This window comes from Lactobacillus sp. RTP31084st1_F9_RTP31084_210423 (genome assembly GCF_040919545.1).
GTDB classification, from domain to species: Bacteria; Bacillota; Bacilli; order Lactobacillales; family Lactobacillaceae; genus Lactobacillus; species Lactobacillus paragasseri.
The window spans coordinates 265,394-286,904 of the sequence record NZ_JBCOVH010000001.1 but is presented as its reverse complement, the minus strand read 5'-3'; the positions used below and the strand labels follow the sequence as shown (position 1 = coordinate 286,904).

Genomic DNA, 21,511 nt, shown 5'->3' with positions numbered 1-21,511 from the left:
CTATCTTCCTAATTTAAAAGTTAATAGAAAAAGACCGGCTTTTACGCCGGTCTCCAAATTAACGTCTCTTACGCATAACTTCAATATTTTTGAGAGATTCACCGGTACCAATTGCAACACAATCAAGTGGATCTTGAGCAATAAAGACTGGAACTTTAGTAGCGTCTGAAATAACCTCTGGTAAGTTCTTTAAAAGAGCTCCACCACCTGTTAACACAATACCATGATCAATAACATCTGCAGCGATTTCAGGAGAAGTTTCTTCCAAAGTTTCTTTAATCGCTACAATAATATTTTGAACTACTTCTTGAATTGCCTTTGAAACATCTACTGCCTCAATATCAATTGATTTTGGCAATCCTGTTACAAGATCACGACCACGGATATTCATTGATTCAATTTCTTTTGCCTTTTCAACTGAAGCAGAAGCAATCTGAATCTTAATTGTTTCAGCGGTTCGTTCACCAATTAATAAATTGTAGTTTTGGTGAATGTAAGTTGCAATTGCACTATTGAACTTATCTCCTGCCATTCTAGTAGAACGGGAGGATACAATACCACCTAATGAAATAGTTGCAACATCAGTAGTTCCACCACCAATATCAACTACCATTGAGCCGGTTGGATCCATAACAGGAAGACCAGCACCAATAGCTGCTGCAAATGGTTCTTCAATCACGTATGCTTCACGTGCACCTGCAACTCTAGCCGCGTCAATAACTGCTCTCTTTTCAACTTCTGTTACACCTGAAGGCACACAGATCATAGCAGCAGGCTTTGAATTACCCACAGTCTTTTCCATGAAATATTTAAGCATTGCAGCAGTTGTATCGTAATCAGCGATTACTCCATCTTTCATCGGACGAATAGCAACAATTGAGCCAGGAGTTCTACCAATCATTTCTTTGGCTTCTGAACCAACAGCAATAACTTCACCCGTTTGAGTATTTTTAGCAACAACAGAAGGCTCACGCAAAACGATGCCTTTACCTTCAATATAAACGAGTGTGTTGGCAGTTCCCAAATCAATCCCAATATTTTTAGATCCTAATCCAAACACGCAAAATCTCTCCTTAAATTTATCTCTTTAATTATTTTAGCCTAAATCGTATCTTTATTTAGTCTTAGATATTATAGCATAGAAAATCTAATGTAAAAATTTGCTTTAAGAAAATTTGCTCATACTTAAGGAAGACTTAAAGAAGTTCCATCTCTCGAAAGCTTAAATAAGTATTATCAGTCACAATAAAATGATCCAGAAAATCAATTCCCATACACTTACTTGCCTCTGCTAATTTCTTAGTAAATCGCAGGTCATGCTGAGATGGTTGTTCATCCCCACTTGGATGATTATGAGCTACAAAAAAAGCCGTACTGTTATAAATTACTGCCCAGCGAAAGATATCTCGTGGATGGGCAACTGCCCTATTTACTGTCCCTTGAAAAATCAACTTTTCAGCAATAATTTTATTCTTTGAATCAAGATAAATTCCATATAGTTCTTCTTGCGGACGGCCACATAACTTATCAGCTATATAGCATCCTACCTGCGAACTAGAATAGAAACTCTCAATTTCTTTATTATTAACGCCTTTTATACGCTCTAGCATGAGCTGCAGTACGACTGCTAATTCATCTTCGCATTTGGGACTAGCCGCATACTGCCACATTTCCTTAAAACTACTTATGCCTACTTCTTCTAGCTTTTTAAATAAACTATCAAAAGTAACAATATCTTTTTCTTTCAAAGATCTAGCTAATTTTTTTACTAGATCGACATCAGTTTGCAATAGTTCTTCTTTTTTCATAAATATCAATTACTCCTTTGATATTTATTACGAAAAAACTATTTGATTTTTTTAAGAAAACTGTAAAAATCTTTGCAAATTAATGTCGCATTCTTTTTATCTAAAATTGTTGGTTGCTTTAAATCTGGAACCATTACGCATTTTAAACCTGCAGCACTTGCAGACGCAACACCTGTGCTAGAATCTTCAAATACTAACAAATTATCTTTTGGCAGTTGCATCTTTTGAGCTGCTAGCAAATAAATATCTGGTGCAGGCTTAGCCTTTATTTTTCCTGCTTCGACATCTTTATAGCTTAGATAAAAATCAAAATAGTCCTTTATTTTTAGAACTTCTAAATTATGAGCTACTACTTCATCATAATTACTTGATGCAATTGCGAGTTTGATATTTTTTTCTTTAAACTCTACTAATGCATCTCGTACACCTGCTTGAAGCTTCAGTTTTCCTTGATCAGTCCACTCCCAAACTAGCTCATCAGTTCTTTTAATAAACTTATCGCGATCTGCTTCAGTCTTAAAATGTTGATGATAAAATTCTTCCATTTCTTTAACCGAGGAACCAACAAGCTTTAAGTAACTATCATCTGGAATGTTTAAATTTGCTTCTTTAGCGGCAACAATATTTGCATCCCAATATAGCTTTTCAGAATTAACTAGTAATCCATCCATATCAAAAATGATGCCTTCAATTGGTTCAGCAATATTTTCAACTTTCATTTTTTACCTCTTTTGCAGTAATTCAAAACTGCACCAACCAAATAAAAAGATCCCGTCACTAATAGGATATCATGTGGCTTCAATTTATTCTTCAAGTTAGTATAAGCTACTTCGAAATTTTCTTCATAATTATATTTTTTCTGAGCTTCTTTAGGAAAATCTTCTAATCTCGCAGCTCTAGGATAATCTATCCGAGTTAAGGTAACTTTTTCATCTTCGAATAAATTGGTGACTAGACCCAAATCCTTGTCTTTCATCATTCCAAGAAGTATATATATTTGACCTTGGTTCTCTTTTCGAATCAAGTGCAAAAGATTCGTCATCGCCTGCAAATTGTGTGCTCCATCAACAATAATTTTAGGTGCAGTCTGAACAATATCATATCTACCAGGAATTTGCGTCTTATTAATCGACGCTTCAATCTCTTGTTTATTTAACTGTAAATTCAAAAGTTGAACCGCCCGAACTGCCACCCCAATATCATATGCTTCTACTACAGGACGCTTCAAAAATTGATACTTATTTTCTAAATCTTGATATTCAATAGCTGTTTTAGATAATTTAATTTTAAAATCTCTTCCCAATAAAAATGATTTCGATTTTTCTGCTTGAGCTTTATCAAGTAAAATATCTAAAACATCTTGAGGAATATTACCTAGCACAACTGGTTTATTCTGTTTGATTATGCCACTTTTCTCCTTAGCAATATCTGCTAAAGTTGGTCCAATTATTTTTTCATGATCCAAACCAATAGTTGTAATAATACTTACTTCTGGTGTAATCACATTAGTCTTATCATGCTCGCCTCCAATTCCGACTTCAATTACTGCATAATCACATTTTTTTTGAGCAAAAAATTGGAAAGCAAGAGCTACTTCATATTCAAATGTTACTAAAGAAAAATCAGGATCAGTTTTTTTCAGTTCTTTTATAGCTGCTTCAATTTTGTTAGCTACTTCGACTAAGTCCCTATTACTTATATTCTTGCCATTTAATTGAATTCTTTCATTAAATTCATAAATATAAGGTGACACAAAAAGGCCAGTCTTTTGACCGGCCTTTTGTAATAGATTACTCAAATAATAGGATGTCGACCCCTTACCATTCGTCCCGGTAACATGAATTGTCTTAACACTATCTTGAGGATTATTTAATTGTTTTAAAATCCTTTTGACGTAACTCAAATCATTTTTAGGGTGCAGCTTAGGTAAAGAATATATTCTGTTAATTACTTGGTCAACATTAGTAAACTTCACTTCTATTTACTTTCCTTTAATTCTTTCATACGTTCACGAACACCAGCAAGTTGACTTTCGTAGTCAGCTTTCTTTTCCTTCTCTTTGTTTACAACAGCTTCAGGAGCATGAGCTACAAAGCCTTGGTTTGCAAGTTTCTTTTCAGCTCTTTGTACTTCTTCTTCAAGACGCTTTTCTTCTTTTTCCATCTTCTTAAGTTCATCGTCAACGTTAACTAATTCAGTTAATGGAACAAAAATCTGAGCACCTGGAATTACGGCAGTTTTTGCAAGCTTTGGTGCCTCAATATCTGCTGCAACTTGCAAATCTTTAGGGTGCAAGAAGTTTTCTACATACTCGAAATTGTCATCCAAAATATGTTTATTTGCTTCATCATCTAATTGAATCATGATGTCAATTTGTGAAGACATTGGAGCATTAACTTCCATACGAATATTACGTACAGCCTTGATAACTTCAATTAAAAATGCCATGTCATTATCAGCTTGCTTGTTTTCAAATTCTGCATGAGTTTCTGGATATTTAGCAGTCATAATTGACTTACCTTCATGGGGCATTGAAAGCCATAGTTTTTCAGTAACAAACGGCATAATTGGGTGCATTAAACGCAAAATTTGATCAAGAATCCAAATTAAGTTTTCTTGCTTTCTAGCCTTTAATTCTTCGTCATTACCATTTAAAGCGACTTTAGAAATTTCAATGTACCAGTCACAGAAGTCATTCCAAATAAAGTTATAAAGTTCGCGACCAGCTTCACCAAACTTATACTCATCAAATAAACGAGTAACCTCTGATACAGTATGATTTAATCTATCAAAAATCCAGCTATCTGCTAAATCAAACTGCGTAGTGTCTGGCATGTGAGCAGGTTTTGCATCTTCAGGCAAGTTCATAATTACAAAACGACTTGCATTCCAAATTTTGTTGATAAAGTTCCAAGCAGCAGCTAATTTCTTTGGATCATAACGAGTGTCTTGACCAGGAGCAGTACCGTTTAATAAGAACCAACGTAGAGCATCGGCACCATACTTATCAACAACATCCATCGGATCAACACCATTACCGAGTGATTTACTCATCTTGCGTCCTTGTTCGTCTCGCATCAAACCGTGCAAAACAACATCTTTAAATGGACGCTTCTTAGTAAAGTGAAGACCTTGGAAAATCATTCTTGATACCCAGAAGAAAATAATGTCATATCCGGTAACTAAAGTGTTAGTTGGGAAGTAACGCTTAAAGTCTGGATTATCAGTATCTGGCCAGCCTAATGTTGAAAATGGCCAAAGTGCACTTGAGAACCAAGTATCTAGAACATCTGGATCTTGTTCCCAGTTTTCAATATCTTTAGGTGCTTCTTCGCCAACGTAAGTTTCACCAGTCTTCTTGTTGTACCAAGCTGGAATACGGTGACCCCACCATAATTGACGAGAAATTACCCAATCATGAACATCTTCCATCCAGTGGTTCAAAGTACCTTCAAATCGCTCTGGCACAAAGTTAACTTTACCATCAGTCTTTTGATTCTTAAGAACTTCTTCGGCAAGTGGCTTCATCTTAACGAACCATTGCTTTGAAAGTCTAGGCTCTACTTGAACGCCAGAACGTTCAGAGTGACCAACTGAGTGAACAATTGGTTCAACTTTAATTAAGTATCCTTCTTTCTTTAAGTCCTTAACTAGAGCCTCACGAGCTTCAAAACGATCCATACCAGCATACTTACCAGCTTCTTCGTTCATAGTTCCGTCATCATTCATTACATTAATTCTTTCAAGATTATGACGGTTACCTACTTGGAAGTCGTTAGGATCGTGCGCTGGCGTAATCTTAACTAAACCAGTACCAAATTCTGGATCTACGTGTTGGTCTTCAATAATTGGAATATGACGACCAACAAGTGGAAGAACTAATTCTTTTCCTACAATATCTTTATAACGCTCATCCCCTGGTGCAACAGCTACAGCTGTATCACCAAACATAGTTTCAGGACGAGTAGTTGCAATTTCAACAAAGCCTGATCCATCTGCAAATGGGTATTTTACATGGTAAAATGCACCCTTATCGTCTTTGTGAATAACTTCAATATCACTAAGAGCAGTTTGTAATTCTGGATCCCAGTTAATAATATATTCACCGCGATAAATTAGTCCTTCGTTATATAATTGAACGAAAACTTTTCTAACGGCTTTTGAAAGACCTTTATCTAAAGTAAATCTTTCTCTTGAATAATCAAGAGATAGTCCCATTTTAGCCCATTGACCCTTGATGATATTTGCATATTCATCTTTCCAGTCCCAAACTTGCTTAACAAAAGCTTCACGTCCCATCTGGTGACGGTCTTTACCTTGTTTACGCAGCTTTGCTTCAACTTTAGCCTGAGTAGCAATACCAGCATGATCCATACCTGGAAGGTAAAGAGTATCATAGCCTTCCATTCGCTTAAAACGAATTAATGTATCTTGAATTGCTGTATCCCAGGCGTGTCCTAAGTGTAATTTTCCAGTTACATTTGGTGGTGGAATAACAATTGAATAAGGGTGAGCCTTTTTATCGCCAGATGGCTTAAAAAGATCTTCATCAAGCCATTCTTGATATCTACCCTTTTCAACCTCATTAGGATTATATTTAGGTGCTAAATCTGTCATTAAAATTCCTCCAATAAAAAAGTCCTAGACAACCTATATTGTCTAGGACGAAATTTTCCGCGGTACCACCTACGTTAAGTATACAATTGTATACCTCTCTTATAAGCGATAACGGTGCTGAAGTGTCCGGATTAACCTACTAAAGTTCAATTAATCAGCTAATCAAGCTACTCGTAAAATTCTGAAGTCTCTCAGCATACTGACTTTTCTCTGTACTACGAATTTACTCCTCTTGATTCCTGCTTTGTTTATGATTATAGCATGAAAGAAAACAAGAGAAAAGGTGAGAATTACCCTCTATTTTCTCTGATTACTTTTACCAACTGAATTAAAACTGTCGGAATAATTGCTAAAATCACGATTAGCCAAACTTCTTGTCCGCTTAATGGCTGAACAGCAAATAATCCATGAAGTGCTGGTACAAAGAGAATTAAGGCTAAAAGTGCAGTGCCCAATGCAAAGGCTGCTAAACTGTACCAATTGTTTTTAAATCCAATTTTAAAAATGCTATGTTGTGAACGGCAATTAAAGCCATGAAGCAAACGTGCAAATGTTAAAGTTGAAAATGCCATAGTACATGCAATTGCAGGACTGTCTTTTAAGCCAATTAAGAATGCAGTAATAACACTTAACGAAATTAAGAAGCCTTGCGTACTGATTTGAGTAACAAATGGTTTATCTAACAAACTAGCTTTAGGATCGCGTGGTTTACGCTTTAAAATATCAGGATTTCCTGGCTCCATTCCGATTGCTAAAGCTGGAAGCGAATCAGTAACTAAGTTAATGAATAAAAGTTGTACTGCAACAAATGGTACTGGCAATCCAGCAATTGAAGCAAATAAAACAGTAATAATTGCCGATAAGTTACCCGATAATAAGTAACCAATCGCATTTTTGATATTTTCATAAACTGTTCTACCATTTGCAACAGCTTTGATAATTGTAGCAAAGTTATCATCAGTTAAAATCATACTTGCTGCATCTTTTGATACTCCTGTACCTGTGATACCCATTGCCACACCAACGTCAGCCTTCTTAAGAGCGGGAGCGTCGTTAACACCATCACCAGTCATTGATACAATGTGGTTCTTTCTTTGCCAGGCATTAACAATTCTGATCTTATTTTCTGGAGAAACACGCGCATATACTGCAACTTTTTCGATTTGTTGATCTAATTCTTCATCGCTTAGGGCATCTAATTCTAAGCCAGTTAATGCCAAATCTCCATCTGTAAAGATACCAATCTTTTTAGCAATTGCTACTGCAGTTACCTTATGGTCACCCGTAATCATCACTGTTCTAATACCAGCTTCTTTTGCACGAGCAACGGCTGCAACACTTTCTTTTCTTGGTGGATCCATTTCTGAAACTAAACCAATGAAAGTTAAGTCTTTTTCAGTATCGGCAGATAACTCTTCATCGCTTTCTTTATATGCAAATGCAAGCACTCTTAAACCATTCTCTGAAAAATGATTATTTTGTGCTAAAATCTCTTTTCGATCCTGTTCAGTGATTGGTCGTACTTCATCCCCAAAGCGAATATTTATACAACGCTTAAGTAAAACATCGATTGCTCCTTTAACAAAAATTGTAGGAACAGTATGTATCAGGTGCTTTGTACTCATCAACTTTCGATCAGAATCAAAAGGTACTTCTTCCAAACGATCTAAGTGATTTCTTAATTCACTCTCTGATAAACCTAGCTTTCCATTTCCAAGATCAATTCCTGGTACCTTACGATACATTTCAAGCAATGCGGATTCTGTTGGGTCACCAATCTTCTTACCATCAGATAAACTAGCATCATTATTCAAAACTACATCGTATAGTAAATAGCGGTGCAATTGATTACTTAAGTTAAGTTCTTCGGGCTTAAGAACTTCACCACCAATATAAATATCTTCAACAGTCATTTTGTTTTGAGTTAAAGTACCAGTTTTATCAGAACAGATTACTGAAACTGAGCCCAATGATTCAACAGCTGCTAAATTTTTGATAATGGCATGTTCCTTAGCCATTTTTTGCGTTCCCATAGCTTGAACAATTGTAACGATTGAACTTAAAGCTTCTGGAATAGCAGCAACAGCTAGTGCTACTGCAAATAATAGCGCGTCTAGTAAAGGTTGACCACGCCACATTTGTAATCCTAAGATCAAAGCACAGAAAATCAAAATTGCGGTTGCCAAGCGTGATGAAAATTGATCAAGTGAAACTTGAAGAGGCGTTCTACGCTCCTTAGTTTCATTCATTAAGGTGGCAATCTTACCGATTTCAGTATCCATTCCAGTTGCTGTAACTAAGACATTTGCTCGTCCATATGTTACAAGCGAACTAGAATAAACCATGTTTACTCTGTCTCCTAAGGGAACTTCCTTATCAAAAGTTGTATCTAATTTATCAGTATTAGTTGACTCACCAGTTAAGGAGCTTTCATTTACTTGTAATGAAAAATTATCTAAAATTCTACCATCAGCAGTAACTAGATCGCCTGCCTCAAGTAAAAGAATATCGCCAGGAACAACATCTTTTGCGGCAATTTCTTGTTTTTCACCATCCCTTAAAACTTTTGCCGCAGGTGCTGACAAAGACTTTAGGGCTTCTAATGATTTTTCAGCTTTAACGTGTTGGACTGTTCCTAAAATTGCGTTCAAAATTAAAACAACAATAATAACTGCAGTACTTTCTAAATTACCAGTAAACGCAGAAATCACAGCGGCAACAATCAAGATGATGACCATTAAATCTTTAAATTGCTCTAAAAAGACTTCTAAAATACTTTTTTTCTTACCTTCGATTAAAGCATTTGGTCCTACTTGTGCTAATTTTTCTTGAGCAACTTTATTTGTTAACCCCTGCTTTTCATTAGCTCCTAATTCTTTGATAAGCTCTTCTTTGCTTTCACGATAGTATGCTTTCACTTAAACCCTCCATCTAATAGGAAAAACAGACTTTGGCATAAAAAAGAGACCACTGTCTGAACAAAAAATGTTTAGCCAATAGTCTCACCATTTAAACTTACAGCGGAAAAATTAATTTCGTTTTGACGCCGCAAGTACACCTTATGCCGGTTACTCCCTATATGTTGAGTATAAGTTTATCATGTTTTACTTACGCTAGCAATATTTTTATTGTCTTATCCATTGCGAACCACCCAGATTATAAGCAGTTTTTCCGTCAATTTTTTTCACCGCAAAATAATTCCAGGCACTATTAGCAGCTAGTTTTCTACCAGAGTTTTTCTTAAAGGAAGGATCTGTATACACAGCAGTTTTCTTTCGGAGTATAATCTTTCCAGTCTTTGCTTGAGGCGCAAAATCATTCGAATTCTTTAAATCATTATAATTTATCCATAAATTTGGTTTAACATGATAATAAAGCTTATTTTCCTTTAATTTAACTTGATTAGCATATACTCGTCTGCCATTTTTTAACAATATGTCTCCAGAGATATTGTTGCTTGGATAAGAAACTGATTCATAGTGTCTCTTAAAGGCATCATTTGCATGTAGAACAGTCGCGAGTTTAATAGGAAAATCAGTTAAAATTCCTGATACTCCTGCTTCTGGCTGCACATATTGTTCCATTTGATCTACCGTATTAACACCCCAGAGTAAATAACCCTTTTGATGCTCATTTAAATAATTTGCAGTTTTTTCAGAATAAAAATTATTTGCATAATATTTAGACAAAGATAATGATTGATAATCTCCAGATAATTGCGTAGTCGGAATTTGAGGACTTACTTTTGAGCAGGTTATTAAAGCCTCTTTAGAAAAAGATTCCAGCAGCACACGTTTTTCTAACTGATATTTTTTTATTAATTGCAGTAACAATTTAGTATCATCGTCACCTTTAGGCTCAATCATAAACTTGACATTTGAATTTTGATAGCGCTTAAAAACATCCTCAAGACTATGCATTGATTCATTATTTTGATTTATATATATATTTAGTTTTCGATACGGATAATCCTTAATGTTTCTATCAATTCCAAAAACGCGACTCATATTTTCATCATGACTAACAACCAAAATATTGTCGGCAGTCTTTTGTAAATCAAGTTCTAAATAATCTACATGTGCACCAACTGCACGATCATAGGCCACCCAACTATGTTCCGCATACCTACCATTCTCATTATCCCCTCAATGCGCTATATTTAAAAAACCGCAAGAAAAGGGAAAAACAAGAAATAGTAGAAAAATAGCAACGGTAAATCTTTTCATCTTATTTTTACTCTTTCTAAAGTAGGTCAAATTATTTTTACTTAATCTCAGCTAGATCAATCTCTTTATATTCTCCGCGCTTTAAATCAGCAGGTAAATGTAATTTGCCCATGGAGACTCTATCTAGTTCCAATACTTTCATCCCAACTGCTCCAAACATTCGCTTAATTTGATGATACTTTCCTTCTTGTATCTCAATCACAATTTGTGACAGATTATTATCCTGATCCTGTTTTAAAACTTTTAATTTAGCGGGCTTTAACTTAGTCCCATCACCTAAAATTAACCCTTGAGCAAATTTCTCAGCAGTTTCTTGATCTGCCACACCAGCAATTTTTGCTCGATATACTTTAGCGACATGCTTATTTGGGGCTAACAGTTCATGGGCTAGCGGCCCGTCATTTGTTAAAAGCAACAAACCAGTCGTATCCTTGTCTAATCTTCCAACAGCTGCAATATCTTGATAGCGATCCTTTGGTTTAAGCAAAGAAATAACAGTTCTTTGACTCCTATCTTCAGTTGCTGAAATAACTCCCTTGGGTTTATTTAATAAAAAATAATGATACTTTTTATACATGATTTCATTACCATTAACAGTAATTTCATCAGTTTCTTTGACTTGCTTTTTAGGCGTAGTTACAACTTTCCCATTAACAGTAACTACTCCCTTTTTTAATATGCCGTGAACCTCTTTACGCGAACCAACATTCATATTGGCTAAATATTTATCAATTCTCATTTACTTTATCTTTCTTAAATAAAAAAGTGCCAGCGTCTGCCAGCACTCTTTTTATAATAATTCTGCGTCTTCTTCAGCCTTGTCATCCAAGAATTTTTGATTTGAATAAATTGGAGTAATTTCCATTCCATCAATAGCACGCTGAATCATCCCTTCAGCATCAAGTCTATTTTCTAATTTACGAGCTTCATCTAGCTTTGGCTTAGTCTTAGGACGTGGTGGAGCAAAAATTGTACAACAATCTTCAAATGGTTCAATAGAAAGATCAAAAGTACCAATTTGTTCAGCCAATTTAATAATTTCAGTTTTATCCATTGTAGCTACGGGACGAAGAACCGGTGTTGAAGTTACATCATTAATTGCAACCATAGATTCTAGTGTCTGAGAAGCAACTTGGCCAACAGATTCACCATTAAAAATAGCTAGACCGCCACGCATTGCACGAATACGGTCTGCTAATTGAAGCATAAAACGACGTTGGATAGTCATTAAATAGCCTTCTGGTAATTTCTCCTTAATTTGTTCTTGGATTTCAGTAAAAGGTACTGCAATAAAGTTAATCTTTCCAGAATAATTAGCTAAAATTCCAGTAAGTTCTTTTGCTTTAGCGAGTGCTTTTTCAGTAGTATATGGTGGACTAAAGAAGTGAACCATATCAATTTCAACTCCACGCTTCATTGCTAAATAAGAAGCCACTGGAGAATCAATTCCACCTGAAAGCATCATTACTGCTCTTCCTGCAGTACCAACTGGCATCCCACCTGCACCGTGGAGAAGCTGATTTGAAATATAAATTGCATCTTGACGAACTTCAATTCTCAAGACTAAATCAGGCTTCTTCATCTTTACCTTTAAGTTATCCATATTATCAAATAAGTAGTCACCAATCATAGCGTTTAATTGATTAGTGTCATATTCAAACTCATGGTCACTGCGTCTAGTATTAACTTTAAAAGTCATTCCATCCTTAAAAGTTGCTTGCATCAATTCAAGGGAAGCCTTCTTGATAGCATCAAGATTCTTTTCAACCTTTATAGTTGGCGAATAAGTTTGAATACCGAAAACAAGTTTTAATCGCTGATCGATTTTATCAAATGGAGCTCCATTCAAGACAATATGCATTCGATCATGCTTAGGATGTATTTCAATTTCTGGGAAATCTTGCAAAGCTCTTGTTACATTACCAGCTAATCTCCCAATAAAATCTTTACGATTTTTTCCTTTAGTGGATAGCTCGCCATAGCGAACCATTACTTCTGTATATTGCATATTTTCACCTTATTTCAAATGATTAATTTCAGCGAAGTGCTTATATATTTTATCAAAAACTGAAATAAATTGCTCAGCTTCTTCAATAGTATTACTTGGATCGAAACTTAATCTAATCGCACCAGTTGCTAAATCATCTTCAACCTTCATTGCATTTAAGGTTCCGCTCTCAACGCCACTTCTTGAAGAACAAGCACTAGTAGTGGAAACATAAATTTCCTTAGATTCAAGCGTATGAACTAGAGTTTCTCCACGAATCCCCTCTAAAGAAAAGCATAAAACACTTGGAATAAATTTATCATTTATCGGAGAGAAAATATGAATTCCTGGCTTTCCATCTAAATAAGAAATGATTTTTTTCTTAACTGCTAGTTCTTGTGCTGCATTCTTTTTTTCATCTGATAAATATAAACGCATTGCCTTAGCGGTAGCCGCAATTGCAGGCAAATTTTCTGTGCTAGAGCGTAAGCCCTTTTCTTGACCACCACCATCAATTAGTGGCTTGATCATCTTGCCCTCTTTTTTATAAAGAATACCAACACCGCGAGGTGCATGAAACTTATGAGCTGATAAACTCATTAAATCAACCCTATCAGTAAATACTTCATCCCAAATATCTTTTCCCAAGGCTTGGACATTGTCAACGTGAAAAGTAACATTAGGATAATCTTCTAATACCTTACTAATTTCCTTAATTGGTTGGATTGTACCGATTTCATTATTTACACCCATAATTGAAACTAAAATAGTTTCCTTATCTAGGGCAGCTTTTAAATCATCTGGATCAACCTGACCATTCTTATCAACTGGTAGAACAGTCACACGAAAACCTAAGTCTTCAAGAGCACGTACTGAGTTTGAAACAGCAGCATGCTCAACACTTGAAGTAATAATATGATTTCCAAATTCTTTCTTAGCTAAAGCTGTCCCTTTAATAGCCCAATTATCTGATTCACTTCCACTTGAAGTAAAAAAGATTTCATGTGGTTTTACATTTAATAAACTAGCAATTTGCTTTCTAGAAGCTTCCAAAAGTTGGTGTGAACGATCTCCCATTTTGTGTAGACTTGAAGGATTTCCCCAAATATCCTTTGTTACCTTGTCATACGTTTCCAAAACTGCAGGATAAACAGCAGTTGTAGCACTATTATCAAAATAGATCAATTTTCTTTCTCCTCTAAAAAACGACCATTAAAATGGTCGTTTGATAATCATATAAAATACTAACTTAAAAAGTCTATCGCTTCAATCATTTACTCTTCTTCTTCGGCTTCTTCCTGCTCACTATAATACTCTTTTTCAATTCTTTGATAACTCCCAGGCTCAACCTTTTCTAAGGCAGTCGCAATTACGTCTAGCGCTTCCTTATATTCATATTTATTTTGATACAAGTCATAAGCTTCTTTGCGAGCACGCTTAATCTCTGGATTTGAAATATACTTATTAGAATATTGCATAGTTAGCTCAACCAGGTCAGCGGAATTTAGAATCTCATCGGCTTCTTTCTTTAAGCGTTCTATATCTTCTTGAATTTGGATCAATTCGCTAGATATTTTTTCCATATTTATTCTAACTTGATTCAATTCATTATCTGTATGCTTAACTTCATTCAAGACTAAAGTATACATTTGAATGAAACTTTCAGGTTTTCCAGGTAATCGGCGCCGTTCAACTTTTCGATAAACCAAAGAAATTTCTTGTTTGAAATGAATAATAGAATCGTTAGCAATTTTTTCTGCGTCAAATAATCCGTCTACATCGCCTGAAAGTCTCTTTTCAGTCTTTTCAATTTCTTTTAAACTATCAAGCATTGTTAACCATTTATTTTCAATTTGTGAGTAAACACCGTCACCATCAGCAATTTTTTGACAATCAACATCAAAATCGGCATTCATCCGGCTGACCTGACTTTTTAGTTGTCTAGCTTCAGCTAGTTCACCATGCGTTAATTCATAACTCTGATCAACATGTTCTAATTTAGCTACAAGCTGATTAGATGCATTACTCATATGAGAGAGAATCTGCACAATTTTATCTTGGTTATTGTCAACAAACGGTCGTGCTTTAAATTCTTTAGTAAGAATATCATACAAACTATCGATTCTTGTACTTACTTCTTTATTACTCTTCTCAACCTTTGCAAGATCTAGTTTATTGAGGCTCTTTTTATTTTCATCAACTAATTCTCTTAAGCTTTTAATCTCTTCTAAAACATCAACCTCTGTAATCTTATACTTGTCTTTTACCATTTGACGATAAGTATTGCTAAGCTCATTGAGTTGATCTGGAAAAACATTTTTTAGTTCTTGATCAAAGTTCTCTATTTTAGGAAGATCAGTCTTTAATGATGTAAGTTTAGTATCAATCTTAGTCAATACCTTTTTAGCTTCTTCATGATCTCCCTCACCAGACAAATTCTTGGCAGTCTGAAAATCACTCTCTAAGGTTGCTAAATCTTCTTCAATTTGATCAATTGCATTTCCATAATTAAAAGACTGCGACAAAATTTTCTTGCGTAGTTGCTGATAATCTTTTGATAATGCAGCATAGTGTTTTTGATTATCACGATTTGCTTCTAATAAATTAGTAAATATTTGTTTACTACGTTCACCATTATCTTGATTAGTTTGCAATAGTTCAGTTGCTTCTTTAATTAGTTGATGCGTTTTTATCAGATTAAACTTTGCGTTAAGTCCCGCTGCTTGTTCAAGAAGATGCTTCAATTCTCCAACATCTTTAGTATCAACTTTTTGATATACTTTTTGCCATCTTTTAAAAGTCTCTAAACTTTTACCGGCTAATTCCATCTTTTGTAGACGCTTGATGTCTTCTTCAACACTCAAATCTTTTAACTCATCAGTTAGCGCATCTAATTCCGCAATCTGGTGATTAAAATATTTATTAAGGATAACAACTGTAGCAATTACAGCAATTATAGCAATTAATATTACAATAATAAGAATAGATAACCCTGATGACATAATACCCTCCATATTTCATATTAATTATACCAGACTTCATCTCAATCCCAGCTAGAAAATCCTTACTTTTACTTGCTTTAAATTATATTTCTTACTATAATAGTCTTCGTGTAAAATATTTGCAGCAATAAGTGACAAGAACGTCAACATCTTGAGGCGTTTAGTGAACGAGTAACCCGCGCTGCACTGGGCGAAACATGCAACTTGAGATGCACGAATGTTGAACTTATTTCTCATATTTTACTCCAAAAAATTACTATTTTTTATGGAGGATTTTTTTATGTCAAGATATACTGGTCCAAGTTGGAAACGTTCAAGACGCTTAGGTATCTCACTTTCAGGTACTGGTAAGGAAATTAGCCGTCGTAACTACGCACCTGGTGATCATGGTCCTAACAACCGTGCTAAGGTTTCTGAATATGGTCAACAATTAAAGGAAAAGCAAAAGTTACGTTGGATGTTTGGTTTAAATGAACGTCAATTCCAAAACTTATTCATCCGTGCCGGCAAGATTCGTGAAGGTAAGCACGGTGTTAACTTTATGGCTTTACTTGAAAGACGTTTAGACAACATCGTTTACCGTTTAGGTTTAGCTTCAACTAGAGAACAAGCTAGACAACTTGTTAACCACGGTCACATCTTAGTAGATGGCAAGCGTGTTGACATTCCTTCATACGAAGTTAAAGTTGGTCAAGAAATCAGCTTAAGAGATAAGTCAAAGAACTTGCAACAAGTTAAGGACGCTTTAGATGCAGTTGTATCACGTCCACCATTTGTTTCATTTGACGACAGCAAGATGACTGGTACTTTAGTTCGTCTTCCAGAACGTGACGAAATGGAACCAGAAGTTGATGAAGCTCTTATCGTTGAATGGTACAACAAGAAGCTTTAATATTTACTGCTTCATTACAAAAAGTCTTTCCAATTGTGGGAAGACTTTTTTGTTTTCTCCTCTTCTACTTTGCTACACTAAGAATAAAACTTTTAACCATAAAAAGGAAAACAAAATTATGACTGAAGATTTAAATACACGACTTGAAAATGCTGCTAAGGGGATTACTCCTCAAACTTGCCCAGATGAGCGAAGAAGATATTTAGGTTCTCTACGAGAGCGAGTTTTAGTACGAATGACTGTAGAAGAAACCAATAATCCAACCTTAGATACCCTGTTTTTAAAACATATTAATGATTTCAAGGGATATACCATTTTAATCAATGGAAAAATGCCTCAAAACAATTTTATCAACAAATTAATGGGCTTATGTTCGCAGCAAGATATAAAATTTACCTTAATAAATGATGATACAGCAAAAGATGAGCCAAACGCTACTGGCGTTTTAGTAGTTTCAAAAACTGCTATTAATCATTATCGGATTGAAATTGATCAAGTTTATGCTCCAGAAGCTCCTCATGAACAACTTTCCGAACCCAAAAAAGAAAGTTTCTGGAATAGATTATTTAGAAAAAAGGATTAAAGATGAAACCTCTTGCTTATCGTATGCGACCCAAGAACTTAGATGAAGTGGTTGGACAAGAACATTTAGTAGGAAATAAAAAAATAATTAGAAGAATGGTTGAAGCCAAACTATTGTCTTCAATGATCCTTTACGGTCCCCCAGGTATTGGAAAAACTAGTATTGCCAGTGCAATTGCTGGTTCTACCAAATATGCTTTTAGAAAGCTTAACGCAGCAACAGATACGAAAAAGGATCTTCAAATTGTTGCTGAAGAAGGAAAAATGAGTGGCACAGTTATTCTTCTTTTGGATGAAATTCATCGACTGGATAAGACCAAGCAAGATTTTCTTCTTCCGCTTTTAGAATCAGGTAATATTATTTTAATTGGAGCAACAACAGAGAATCCATATATATCCATCTCTCCTGCTATTCGATCCAGGTGTCAGATTTTTGAATTACATCGACTTAAAAGTACTGATATCTCGAAGGCAATTGATCGTGCGCTTACCGATTCTGAAAATGGTTTAGGAAAGTACAATGTTGAACTAACAAAAGATGCTCGTAACCTTTTAATAGACAAAGGAAATGGCGACTTAAGATCAACGCTTAATGCCTTAGAATTAGCTGTTTTATCAACTGATCAAGAGAAAAAAACTAAATCTCCTAAAGATAAATTAATTATTGATAAAGCAGAAATGCAAGATTCCATTCAATTCAAGTCCCAAAACTACGATGCAAGTGGTGATGGCCATTATGATTTAGTATCTGCATTTCAAAAATCAATTCGCGGCTCTGATACTGATGCTGCCCTTTATTATTTAGGTAATCTTTGTGAATCAGGCGACCTAGTAGCAATTTGTAGGCGTTTATTAGTAATTGCATATGAAGATATTGGCTTAGCAAATCCGCCTGCATGCAGCCGCGTCGTTAATGCAGTTCAAGCTGCACAAATGGTTGGCCTTCCAGAAGCACGTATTATTTTGTCAAATGCAGTTATTGAACTTTGCTTATCTCCTAAAAGTAATAGTGCAATTGTTGCAATTGATTCTGCAATAAGTGACATTCAAAATAAGCAAAATGATCCTATACCTGATAGTTTAAAAGATGCGCACTATAAAGGAGCACAAAACCTAAACCATGGAGTTTCATATGTCTACCCACATGATTACCAAGGAGATTGGGTTGCCCAACAATATTTACCTGATAATTTAAAAAATGTATCTTATTTTAAACCTAAGGGTAATTCAAAAATAGAAGATGCACTTAAAAGACAGTATCTTCGACTTAAAAAGATGCAACATGACGGCTTACAAAAGTAAATTCAATTTGTTGACATTAACTGTATCTTTGCTAGAATATAGTTGATCTGAGTTGATCAACCTAATTACAAAGTTGACCGATCAAACTAAAGACGTTGGAATTTATGAATAACATCTGAATCGGAATACTAGTCTAATCTAGGATCCATATTCACTGCGACATAGATTCAAATATTGAACACTGCGGGTTCAACAAGCGTCATTACGTTGCAGTCAACTCAGATTCCAGTGAAATTTAAGGAAGCGGCGCAAGCCGCTTTTTTTATTAAGTGAGGGTTTACATAAGTGGTATTAAAAGTCTTAATGCTAATTTTTATATTATTAGTATTTATTACAGCTTGGTATTTAGTTAGAAGTAAGAACAAGGGACAATTTATCATTTTTACTTTTATTGGAAACAGCAAAATCAATACTTTGTTTACAGTAACAAGTTTAGTACTAGTTTTAACCGGTATTATTGGAATTATTATCTTGTTTACTTTACCCAAAATATTTAATTTCATTACCTTGATCATTGCTGCAATGGCTATTTCAATTTTTTCTTTCACCTTTATGAATTTAAATGAATAGTTTTATTACTCTATTTAAATCAAATTTTGGTAAAATATTGATGGAGAGGTGATCAACATGTTAAAACAATACCAACATATCCAAGTTGCCGTAGATGGTTCTAAAGAAGCTGACGTTGCATTTAGCAAAGCTGTTGAAGTAGCCAAAAGAAATGGTGCTACTCTTGAAATTCTTCACGTAGTAGATACACGTGCCTTTCAAGATGTTTCAAGCTTTGATTCTGCAATGGTTGAACAAGTATCTGAAGAGGCAAAAACTAAAATCGAAGAATATTATAACCGCGCAAAAGATGCCGGTGTTAAAGATGTTCATTACTCAATCGAATTTGGTTCTCCAAAGAATATCATTGCTCATGAATTTCCTGAAGAACACAATATTGACTTAATTATTCTAGGTGCCACTGGTTTAAACGCTGTTGAAAGACTTTTAATCGGTAGTATTACGGAATACGTTACTCGTACTGCAGCTTGCGATGTTCTAGTAATCCGTCAGCCAGCCGCACAAAATGAAGATATTAAGAAAAATCAAGAAAATTAACGGTACCAAAAAGACCTTATCCTAAATGGACAAGGTCTTTTTTTTAACTTAAAAATCTCCTGCAGTACTAAAAATATAGTCTTTATGGTGCCATTTCATTGATAAAATGAGTCCAATACCGATCATATTACCCAGCAAGGCAGATCCCCCTTGAGAAACAAACGGAAGCGGGATACCAGTTAAAGGTAATAGATCGATTCCCATTCCAATATTTTCAAAAACATGGAATAAGATCATCATAATAATCCCAGTAGAAATGTATGAATAAAATGCATTTCTTGTTTCAAAAGTAATTTTAACCATTTGAAAAATTAGATAGAAATAAATCAAAATCAAAGCACAGCATCCAACAAATCCTAATGATTCACCAATTACTGAGAAAACCATATCTGATGTTCTAACTGGAACATAGACACTCACTTTTCCAAAACCATGGCCCCAAATTTGACCAGACCCAATTGCCTTCATACTCTGCCATAACTGATAGGCACCTGATGAAGTATCTTGAGAAGGATTAAGCCAAGAGTTAATTCTTTGAAATTGATAAGCTCTAAAATTAAACGCACTTCCTAAAAATGCCTGTCCCCCAGGTGTAGTAACCAAAAGAATAGCTGCCGCGCCAATAATAAAAACTAATCCATAGACTGGTATAATTATTTTCCAGCTTATTCCTGAAACTAAGATTACTCCACCAACAATTGCAAAAAACACAAGCATAGTACCAAAGTCATTCTGCAACTTTAGTAAAACTGCAACTGGAATTAGCCAAGCAAAGATTTTTCCAATTAAAACGCAATCAGTTTTAAAAGTATGGGCATATTGCTCATTATGTCGTTCTACTACCCTGGCTAGCATCAAAATGAAAGCCGGTTTCATTACCTCGGATGGCTGAAAAGTTAATGGTCCAAGTTTAAACCAACTCTTTGCACCAGTATCTTGAAACACCTGCTTATTATATAAAAACAGCACAGCAATTAATAAAATGATACCTATACCATAAGCTATGGGCGCGATTTTAAAAAGCTGTTCTGCATCAAATTGCATCACAAAAATTACTAATCCAATTGAAACTAAATACCATACAGCTTGAATTAAAACAGCTTTTTTGGGACTTCCCATCTTGGGATCATTTACTGTTGCCACCCAAATACCATACAGACTGATGACTGCTAATAAAAAGACTGGAACTACAACACCCCATGCGATGCGATCATACCAATCTGCTTTATTTTCAACTTTTGTCATTGTATATCCCTACTTTGTTTATTTTTCATGCAAAGTAAAGTATGAAAGTAATTCATTAATAGCACTTTCTAACGTCTTAGAGTAAAGGCTATGGTTAGTTTTAGAAGATACTACATGATAGCGTTCCTCTTCTTGTTCAATAATTCCAATAGAACGCTTACCTGGAATAATAACTTCCCATGTAGGCATAGGAGTGCCCTTTCTTTCATTAACTTCAATATCAATACTTTCCAATTTTCTAGACATATATATATATTCTCCTACTTTTTATTCGAATGAAATGCCTGCGCAATAATTTCATCTTCATATCGTTCCGGATGCGGATTACGGCGCAGGGTAAAATAATCTGGTACTGGATCTACTCCTCCCTTAACAAAAGGATTACAGCGTATTATTCGCGATATTCCCATTATTAAGCCTAAAATTGCCCCATGCTTTTTTAAAGCGTCAATCATATAAGTTGAACATGTAGGATAATACCTACATGTTGGTGGCAAAATTGGAGAAATAAACTTCTTATAAACATTTACCAACCCAATTAACAATTTATTCATTTTAACTTAAAAATTCAAAAAAATGAACCCATGTACTAGGAAAGAAAATTGCAAAAGGATTACCGCTTGCAACACCGCATCCAATAAGTGCTCCTAAAAGCATTGTCACAAACAAATACAAAATTATCTTTCCCACTTTTTTTAAATGTTTATTTACTAATGAAAAATCAAAACTTTCTCTATTCATAA

The 21,511-nt window shown here is 34.9% G+C and carries 20 protein-coding genes and 1 other annotated feature; of the genes, 5 read left to right on the top strand and 15 right to left on the bottom strand.

Annotated features, from left to right (window positions below):
* Positions 1–58: 58 nt before the first annotated feature.
* The 11 genes from AB5359_RS01470 to ezrA all read right to left on the bottom strand — a co-directional run bounded on the left by AB5359_RS01470 (position 59) and on the right by ezrA (position 15,640).
* The gene (locus AB5359_RS01470) at positions 59–1,060 is read right to left on the bottom strand and encodes a rod shape-determining protein (protein WP_003648591.1); all 1,002 of its coding nucleotides are present in this window, start codon (positions 1,058–1,060) and stop codon (positions 59–61) included.
* 136 nt (positions 1,061–1,196) lie between these two features.
* On the bottom strand, positions 1,197–1,808 hold the full coding sequence (locus tag AB5359_RS01465) for a RadC family protein (RefSeq protein ID WP_049159284.1): 612 nt from the start codon (positions 1,806–1,808) through the stop codon (positions 1,197–1,199).
* Between the two features lie 38 nt (positions 1,809–1,846).
* Positions 1,847–2,527, bottom strand: coding sequence for an HAD family phosphatase (locus AB5359_RS01460; RefSeq protein ID WP_003648589.1), 681 nt, complete (start codon positions 2,525–2,527; stop codon positions 1,847–1,849).
* Entirely contained in the window at positions 2,524–3,783 is a 1,260-nt protein-coding gene (locus AB5359_RS01455; RefSeq protein WP_048686445.1) for a folylpolyglutamate synthase/dihydrofolate synthase family protein, read from the bottom strand. The genes AB5359_RS01460 and AB5359_RS01455 overlap by 4 nt, the downstream gene beginning before the upstream one ends.
* A 2-nt stretch (positions 3,784–3,785) precedes the next feature.
* Positions 3,786–6,425 carry a valine--tRNA ligase gene (locus AB5359_RS01450; RefSeq protein ID WP_048686443.1) on the bottom strand — a complete coding sequence of 880 codons (2,640 nt, stop codon included), beginning with the start codon at positions 6,423–6,425 and terminating at the stop codon, positions 3,786–3,788.
* 40 nt (positions 6,426–6,465) lie between these two features.
* Positions 6,466–6,674: a binding site (T-box leader), on the bottom strand.
* Between the two features lie 41 nt (positions 6,675–6,715).
* Positions 6,716–9,343 carry a cation-translocating P-type ATPase gene (locus AB5359_RS01445; RefSeq protein ID WP_077410431.1) on the bottom strand — a complete coding sequence of 876 codons (2,628 nt, stop codon included), beginning with the start codon at positions 9,341–9,343 and terminating at the stop codon, positions 6,716–6,718.
* A gap of 207 nt (positions 9,344–9,550) precedes the next feature.
* Positions 9,551–10,531, bottom strand: coding sequence for a glycerophosphodiester phosphodiesterase (locus AB5359_RS01440; RefSeq protein WP_239669373.1), 981 nt, complete (start codon positions 10,529–10,531; stop codon positions 9,551–9,553).
* A gap of 157 nt (positions 10,532–10,688) precedes the next feature.
* Positions 10,689–11,390, bottom strand: coding sequence for a pseudouridine synthase (locus AB5359_RS01435; RefSeq protein ID WP_048686440.1), 702 nt, complete (start codon positions 11,388–11,390; stop codon positions 10,689–10,691).
* 51 nt (positions 11,391–11,441) lie between these two features.
* The gene (gene thiI, locus AB5359_RS01430; protein ID WP_368279964.1) at positions 11,442–12,659 is read right to left on the bottom strand and encodes a tRNA uracil 4-sulfurtransferase ThiI; all 1,218 of its coding nucleotides are present in this window, start codon (positions 12,657–12,659) and stop codon (positions 11,442–11,444) included.
* A 9-nt stretch (positions 12,660–12,668) separates the two neighbouring features.
* Entirely contained in the window at positions 12,669–13,823 is a 1,155-nt protein-coding gene (locus AB5359_RS01425) for a cysteine desulfurase family protein (RefSeq protein ID WP_039156190.1), read from the bottom strand.
* Positions 13,824–13,912: 89 nt separating this feature from the next.
* Positions 13,913–15,640 (bottom strand): septation ring formation regulator EzrA, encoded by a 1,728-nt coding sequence (ezrA, locus tag AB5359_RS01420; RefSeq protein ID WP_048686435.1) that lies wholly within the window; start codon positions 15,638–15,640, stop codon positions 13,913–13,915.
* Between the two features lie 280 nt (positions 15,641–15,920).
* Here ezrA and rpsD point away from each other — a divergent pair, with 280 nt between their 5' ends.
* The 5 genes from rpsD to AB5359_RS01395 all read left to right on the top strand — a co-directional run bounded on the left by rpsD (position 15,921) and on the right by AB5359_RS01395 (position 19,523).
* Complete coding sequence (gene rpsD / locus AB5359_RS01415) at positions 15,921–16,532, top strand: 30S ribosomal protein S4 (protein ID WP_003647084.1); 612 nt, start codon at positions 15,921–15,923, stop codon at positions 16,530–16,532.
* A gap of 118 nt (positions 16,533–16,650) precedes the next feature.
* Positions 16,651–17,115 carry a YueI family protein gene (locus AB5359_RS01410; protein ID WP_003648578.1) on the top strand — a complete coding sequence of 155 codons (465 nt, stop codon included), beginning with the start codon at positions 16,651–16,653 and terminating at the stop codon, positions 17,113–17,115.
* Positions 17,116–17,117: 2 nt separating this feature from the next.
* Positions 17,118–18,416 (top strand): replication-associated recombination protein A, encoded by a 1,299-nt coding sequence (locus AB5359_RS01405; RefSeq protein ID WP_077410432.1) that lies wholly within the window; start codon positions 17,118–17,120, stop codon positions 18,414–18,416.
* A gap of 285 nt (positions 18,417–18,701) precedes the next feature.
* Positions 18,702–18,986 carry a hypothetical protein gene (locus AB5359_RS01400; protein WP_003648576.1) on the top strand — a complete coding sequence of 95 codons (285 nt, stop codon included), beginning with the start codon at positions 18,702–18,704 and terminating at the stop codon, positions 18,984–18,986.
* Between the two features lie 57 nt (positions 18,987–19,043).
* Positions 19,044–19,523 (top strand): universal stress protein, encoded by a 480-nt coding sequence (locus tag AB5359_RS01395; RefSeq protein ID WP_020807180.1) that lies wholly within the window; start codon positions 19,044–19,046, stop codon positions 19,521–19,523.
* Between the two features lie 48 nt (positions 19,524–19,571).
* Here the strand turns inward: AB5359_RS01395 and AB5359_RS01390 are convergent, their stop codons facing one another.
* The 4 genes from AB5359_RS01390 to AB5359_RS01375 are packed head-to-tail and all read right to left on the bottom strand — an operon-like array spanning position 19,572 to position 21,509.
* Entirely contained in the window at positions 19,572–20,768 is a 1,197-nt protein-coding gene (locus AB5359_RS01390; RefSeq protein ID WP_048686431.1) for an FtsW/RodA/SpoVE family cell cycle protein, read from the bottom strand.
* 18 nt (positions 20,769–20,786) lie between these two features.
* The gene (locus tag AB5359_RS01385) at positions 20,787–21,014 is read right to left on the bottom strand and encodes a DUF2969 domain-containing protein (RefSeq protein ID WP_003647078.1); all 228 of its coding nucleotides are present in this window, start codon (positions 21,012–21,014) and stop codon (positions 20,787–20,789) included.
* A gap of 14 nt (positions 21,015–21,028) precedes the next feature.
* Positions 21,029–21,322 (bottom strand): membrane protein insertion efficiency factor YidD, encoded by a 294-nt coding sequence (yidD, locus tag AB5359_RS01380; protein ID WP_020807181.1) that lies wholly within the window; start codon positions 21,320–21,322, stop codon positions 21,029–21,031.
* 1 nt (position 21,323) lies between these two features.
* Positions 21,324–21,509: a DNA-directed RNA polymerase subunit beta gene (locus tag AB5359_RS01375; RefSeq protein WP_003648572.1), complete on the bottom strand. Its 186-nt coding sequence runs from the start codon at positions 21,507–21,509 to the stop codon at positions 21,324–21,326.
* Positions 21,510–21,511: the final 2 nt, after the last annotated feature.

What these genes read in the sequence shown, in the direction of transcription:
- thiI (WP_368279964.1), bottom strand. Translation starts at nt 12,659, where the DNA reads ATGCAATATACAGAAGTAATGGTTCGCTATGGCGAGCTATCCACTAAA.
- AB5359_RS01395 (WP_020807180.1), top strand. Translation starts at nt 19,044, where the DNA reads ATGTTAAAACAATACCAACATATCCAAGTTGCCGTAGATGGTTCTAAA.
- AB5359_RS01435 (WP_048686440.1), bottom strand. Translation starts at nt 11,390, where the DNA reads ATGAGAATTGATAAATATTTAGCCAATATGAATGTTGGTTCGCGTAAA.
- AB5359_RS01375 (WP_003648572.1), bottom strand. Translation starts at nt 21,509, where the DNA reads ATGAATAGAGAAAGTTTTGATTTTTCATTAGTAAATAAACATTTAAAA.
- AB5359_RS01460 (WP_003648589.1), bottom strand. Translation starts at nt 2,527, where the DNA reads ATGAAAGTTGAAAATATTGCTGAACCAATTGAAGGCATCATTTTTGAT.
- rpsD (WP_003647084.1), top strand. Translation starts at nt 15,921, where the DNA reads ATGTCAAGATATACTGGTCCAAGTTGGAAACGTTCAAGACGCTTAGGT.
- yidD (WP_020807181.1), bottom strand. Translation starts at nt 21,322, where the DNA reads ATGAATAAATTGTTAATTGGGTTGGTAAATGTTTATAAGAAGTTTATT.
- ezrA (WP_048686435.1), bottom strand. Translation starts at nt 15,640, where the DNA reads ATGTCATCAGGGTTATCTATTCTTATTATTGTAATATTAATTGCTATA.
- AB5359_RS01385 (WP_003647078.1), bottom strand. Translation starts at nt 21,014, where the DNA reads ATGTCTAGAAAATTGGAAAGTATTGATATTGAAGTTAATGAAAGAAAG.
- AB5359_RS01410 (WP_003648578.1), top strand. Translation starts at nt 16,651, where the DNA reads ATGACTGAAGATTTAAATACACGACTTGAAAATGCTGCTAAGGGGATT.
- AB5359_RS01450 (WP_048686443.1), bottom strand. Translation starts at nt 6,425, where the DNA reads ATGACAGATTTAGCACCTAAATATAATCCTAATGAGGTTGAAAAGGGT.
- AB5359_RS01465 (WP_049159284.1), bottom strand. Translation starts at nt 1,808, where the DNA reads ATGAAAAAAGAAGAACTATTGCAAACTGATGTCGATCTAGTAAAAAAA.
- AB5359_RS01390 (WP_048686431.1), bottom strand. Translation starts at nt 20,768, where the DNA reads ATGACAAAAGTTGAAAATAAAGCAGATTGGTATGATCGCATCGCATGG.
- AB5359_RS01405 (WP_077410432.1), top strand. Translation starts at nt 17,118, where the DNA reads ATGAAACCTCTTGCTTATCGTATGCGACCCAAGAACTTAGATGAAGTG.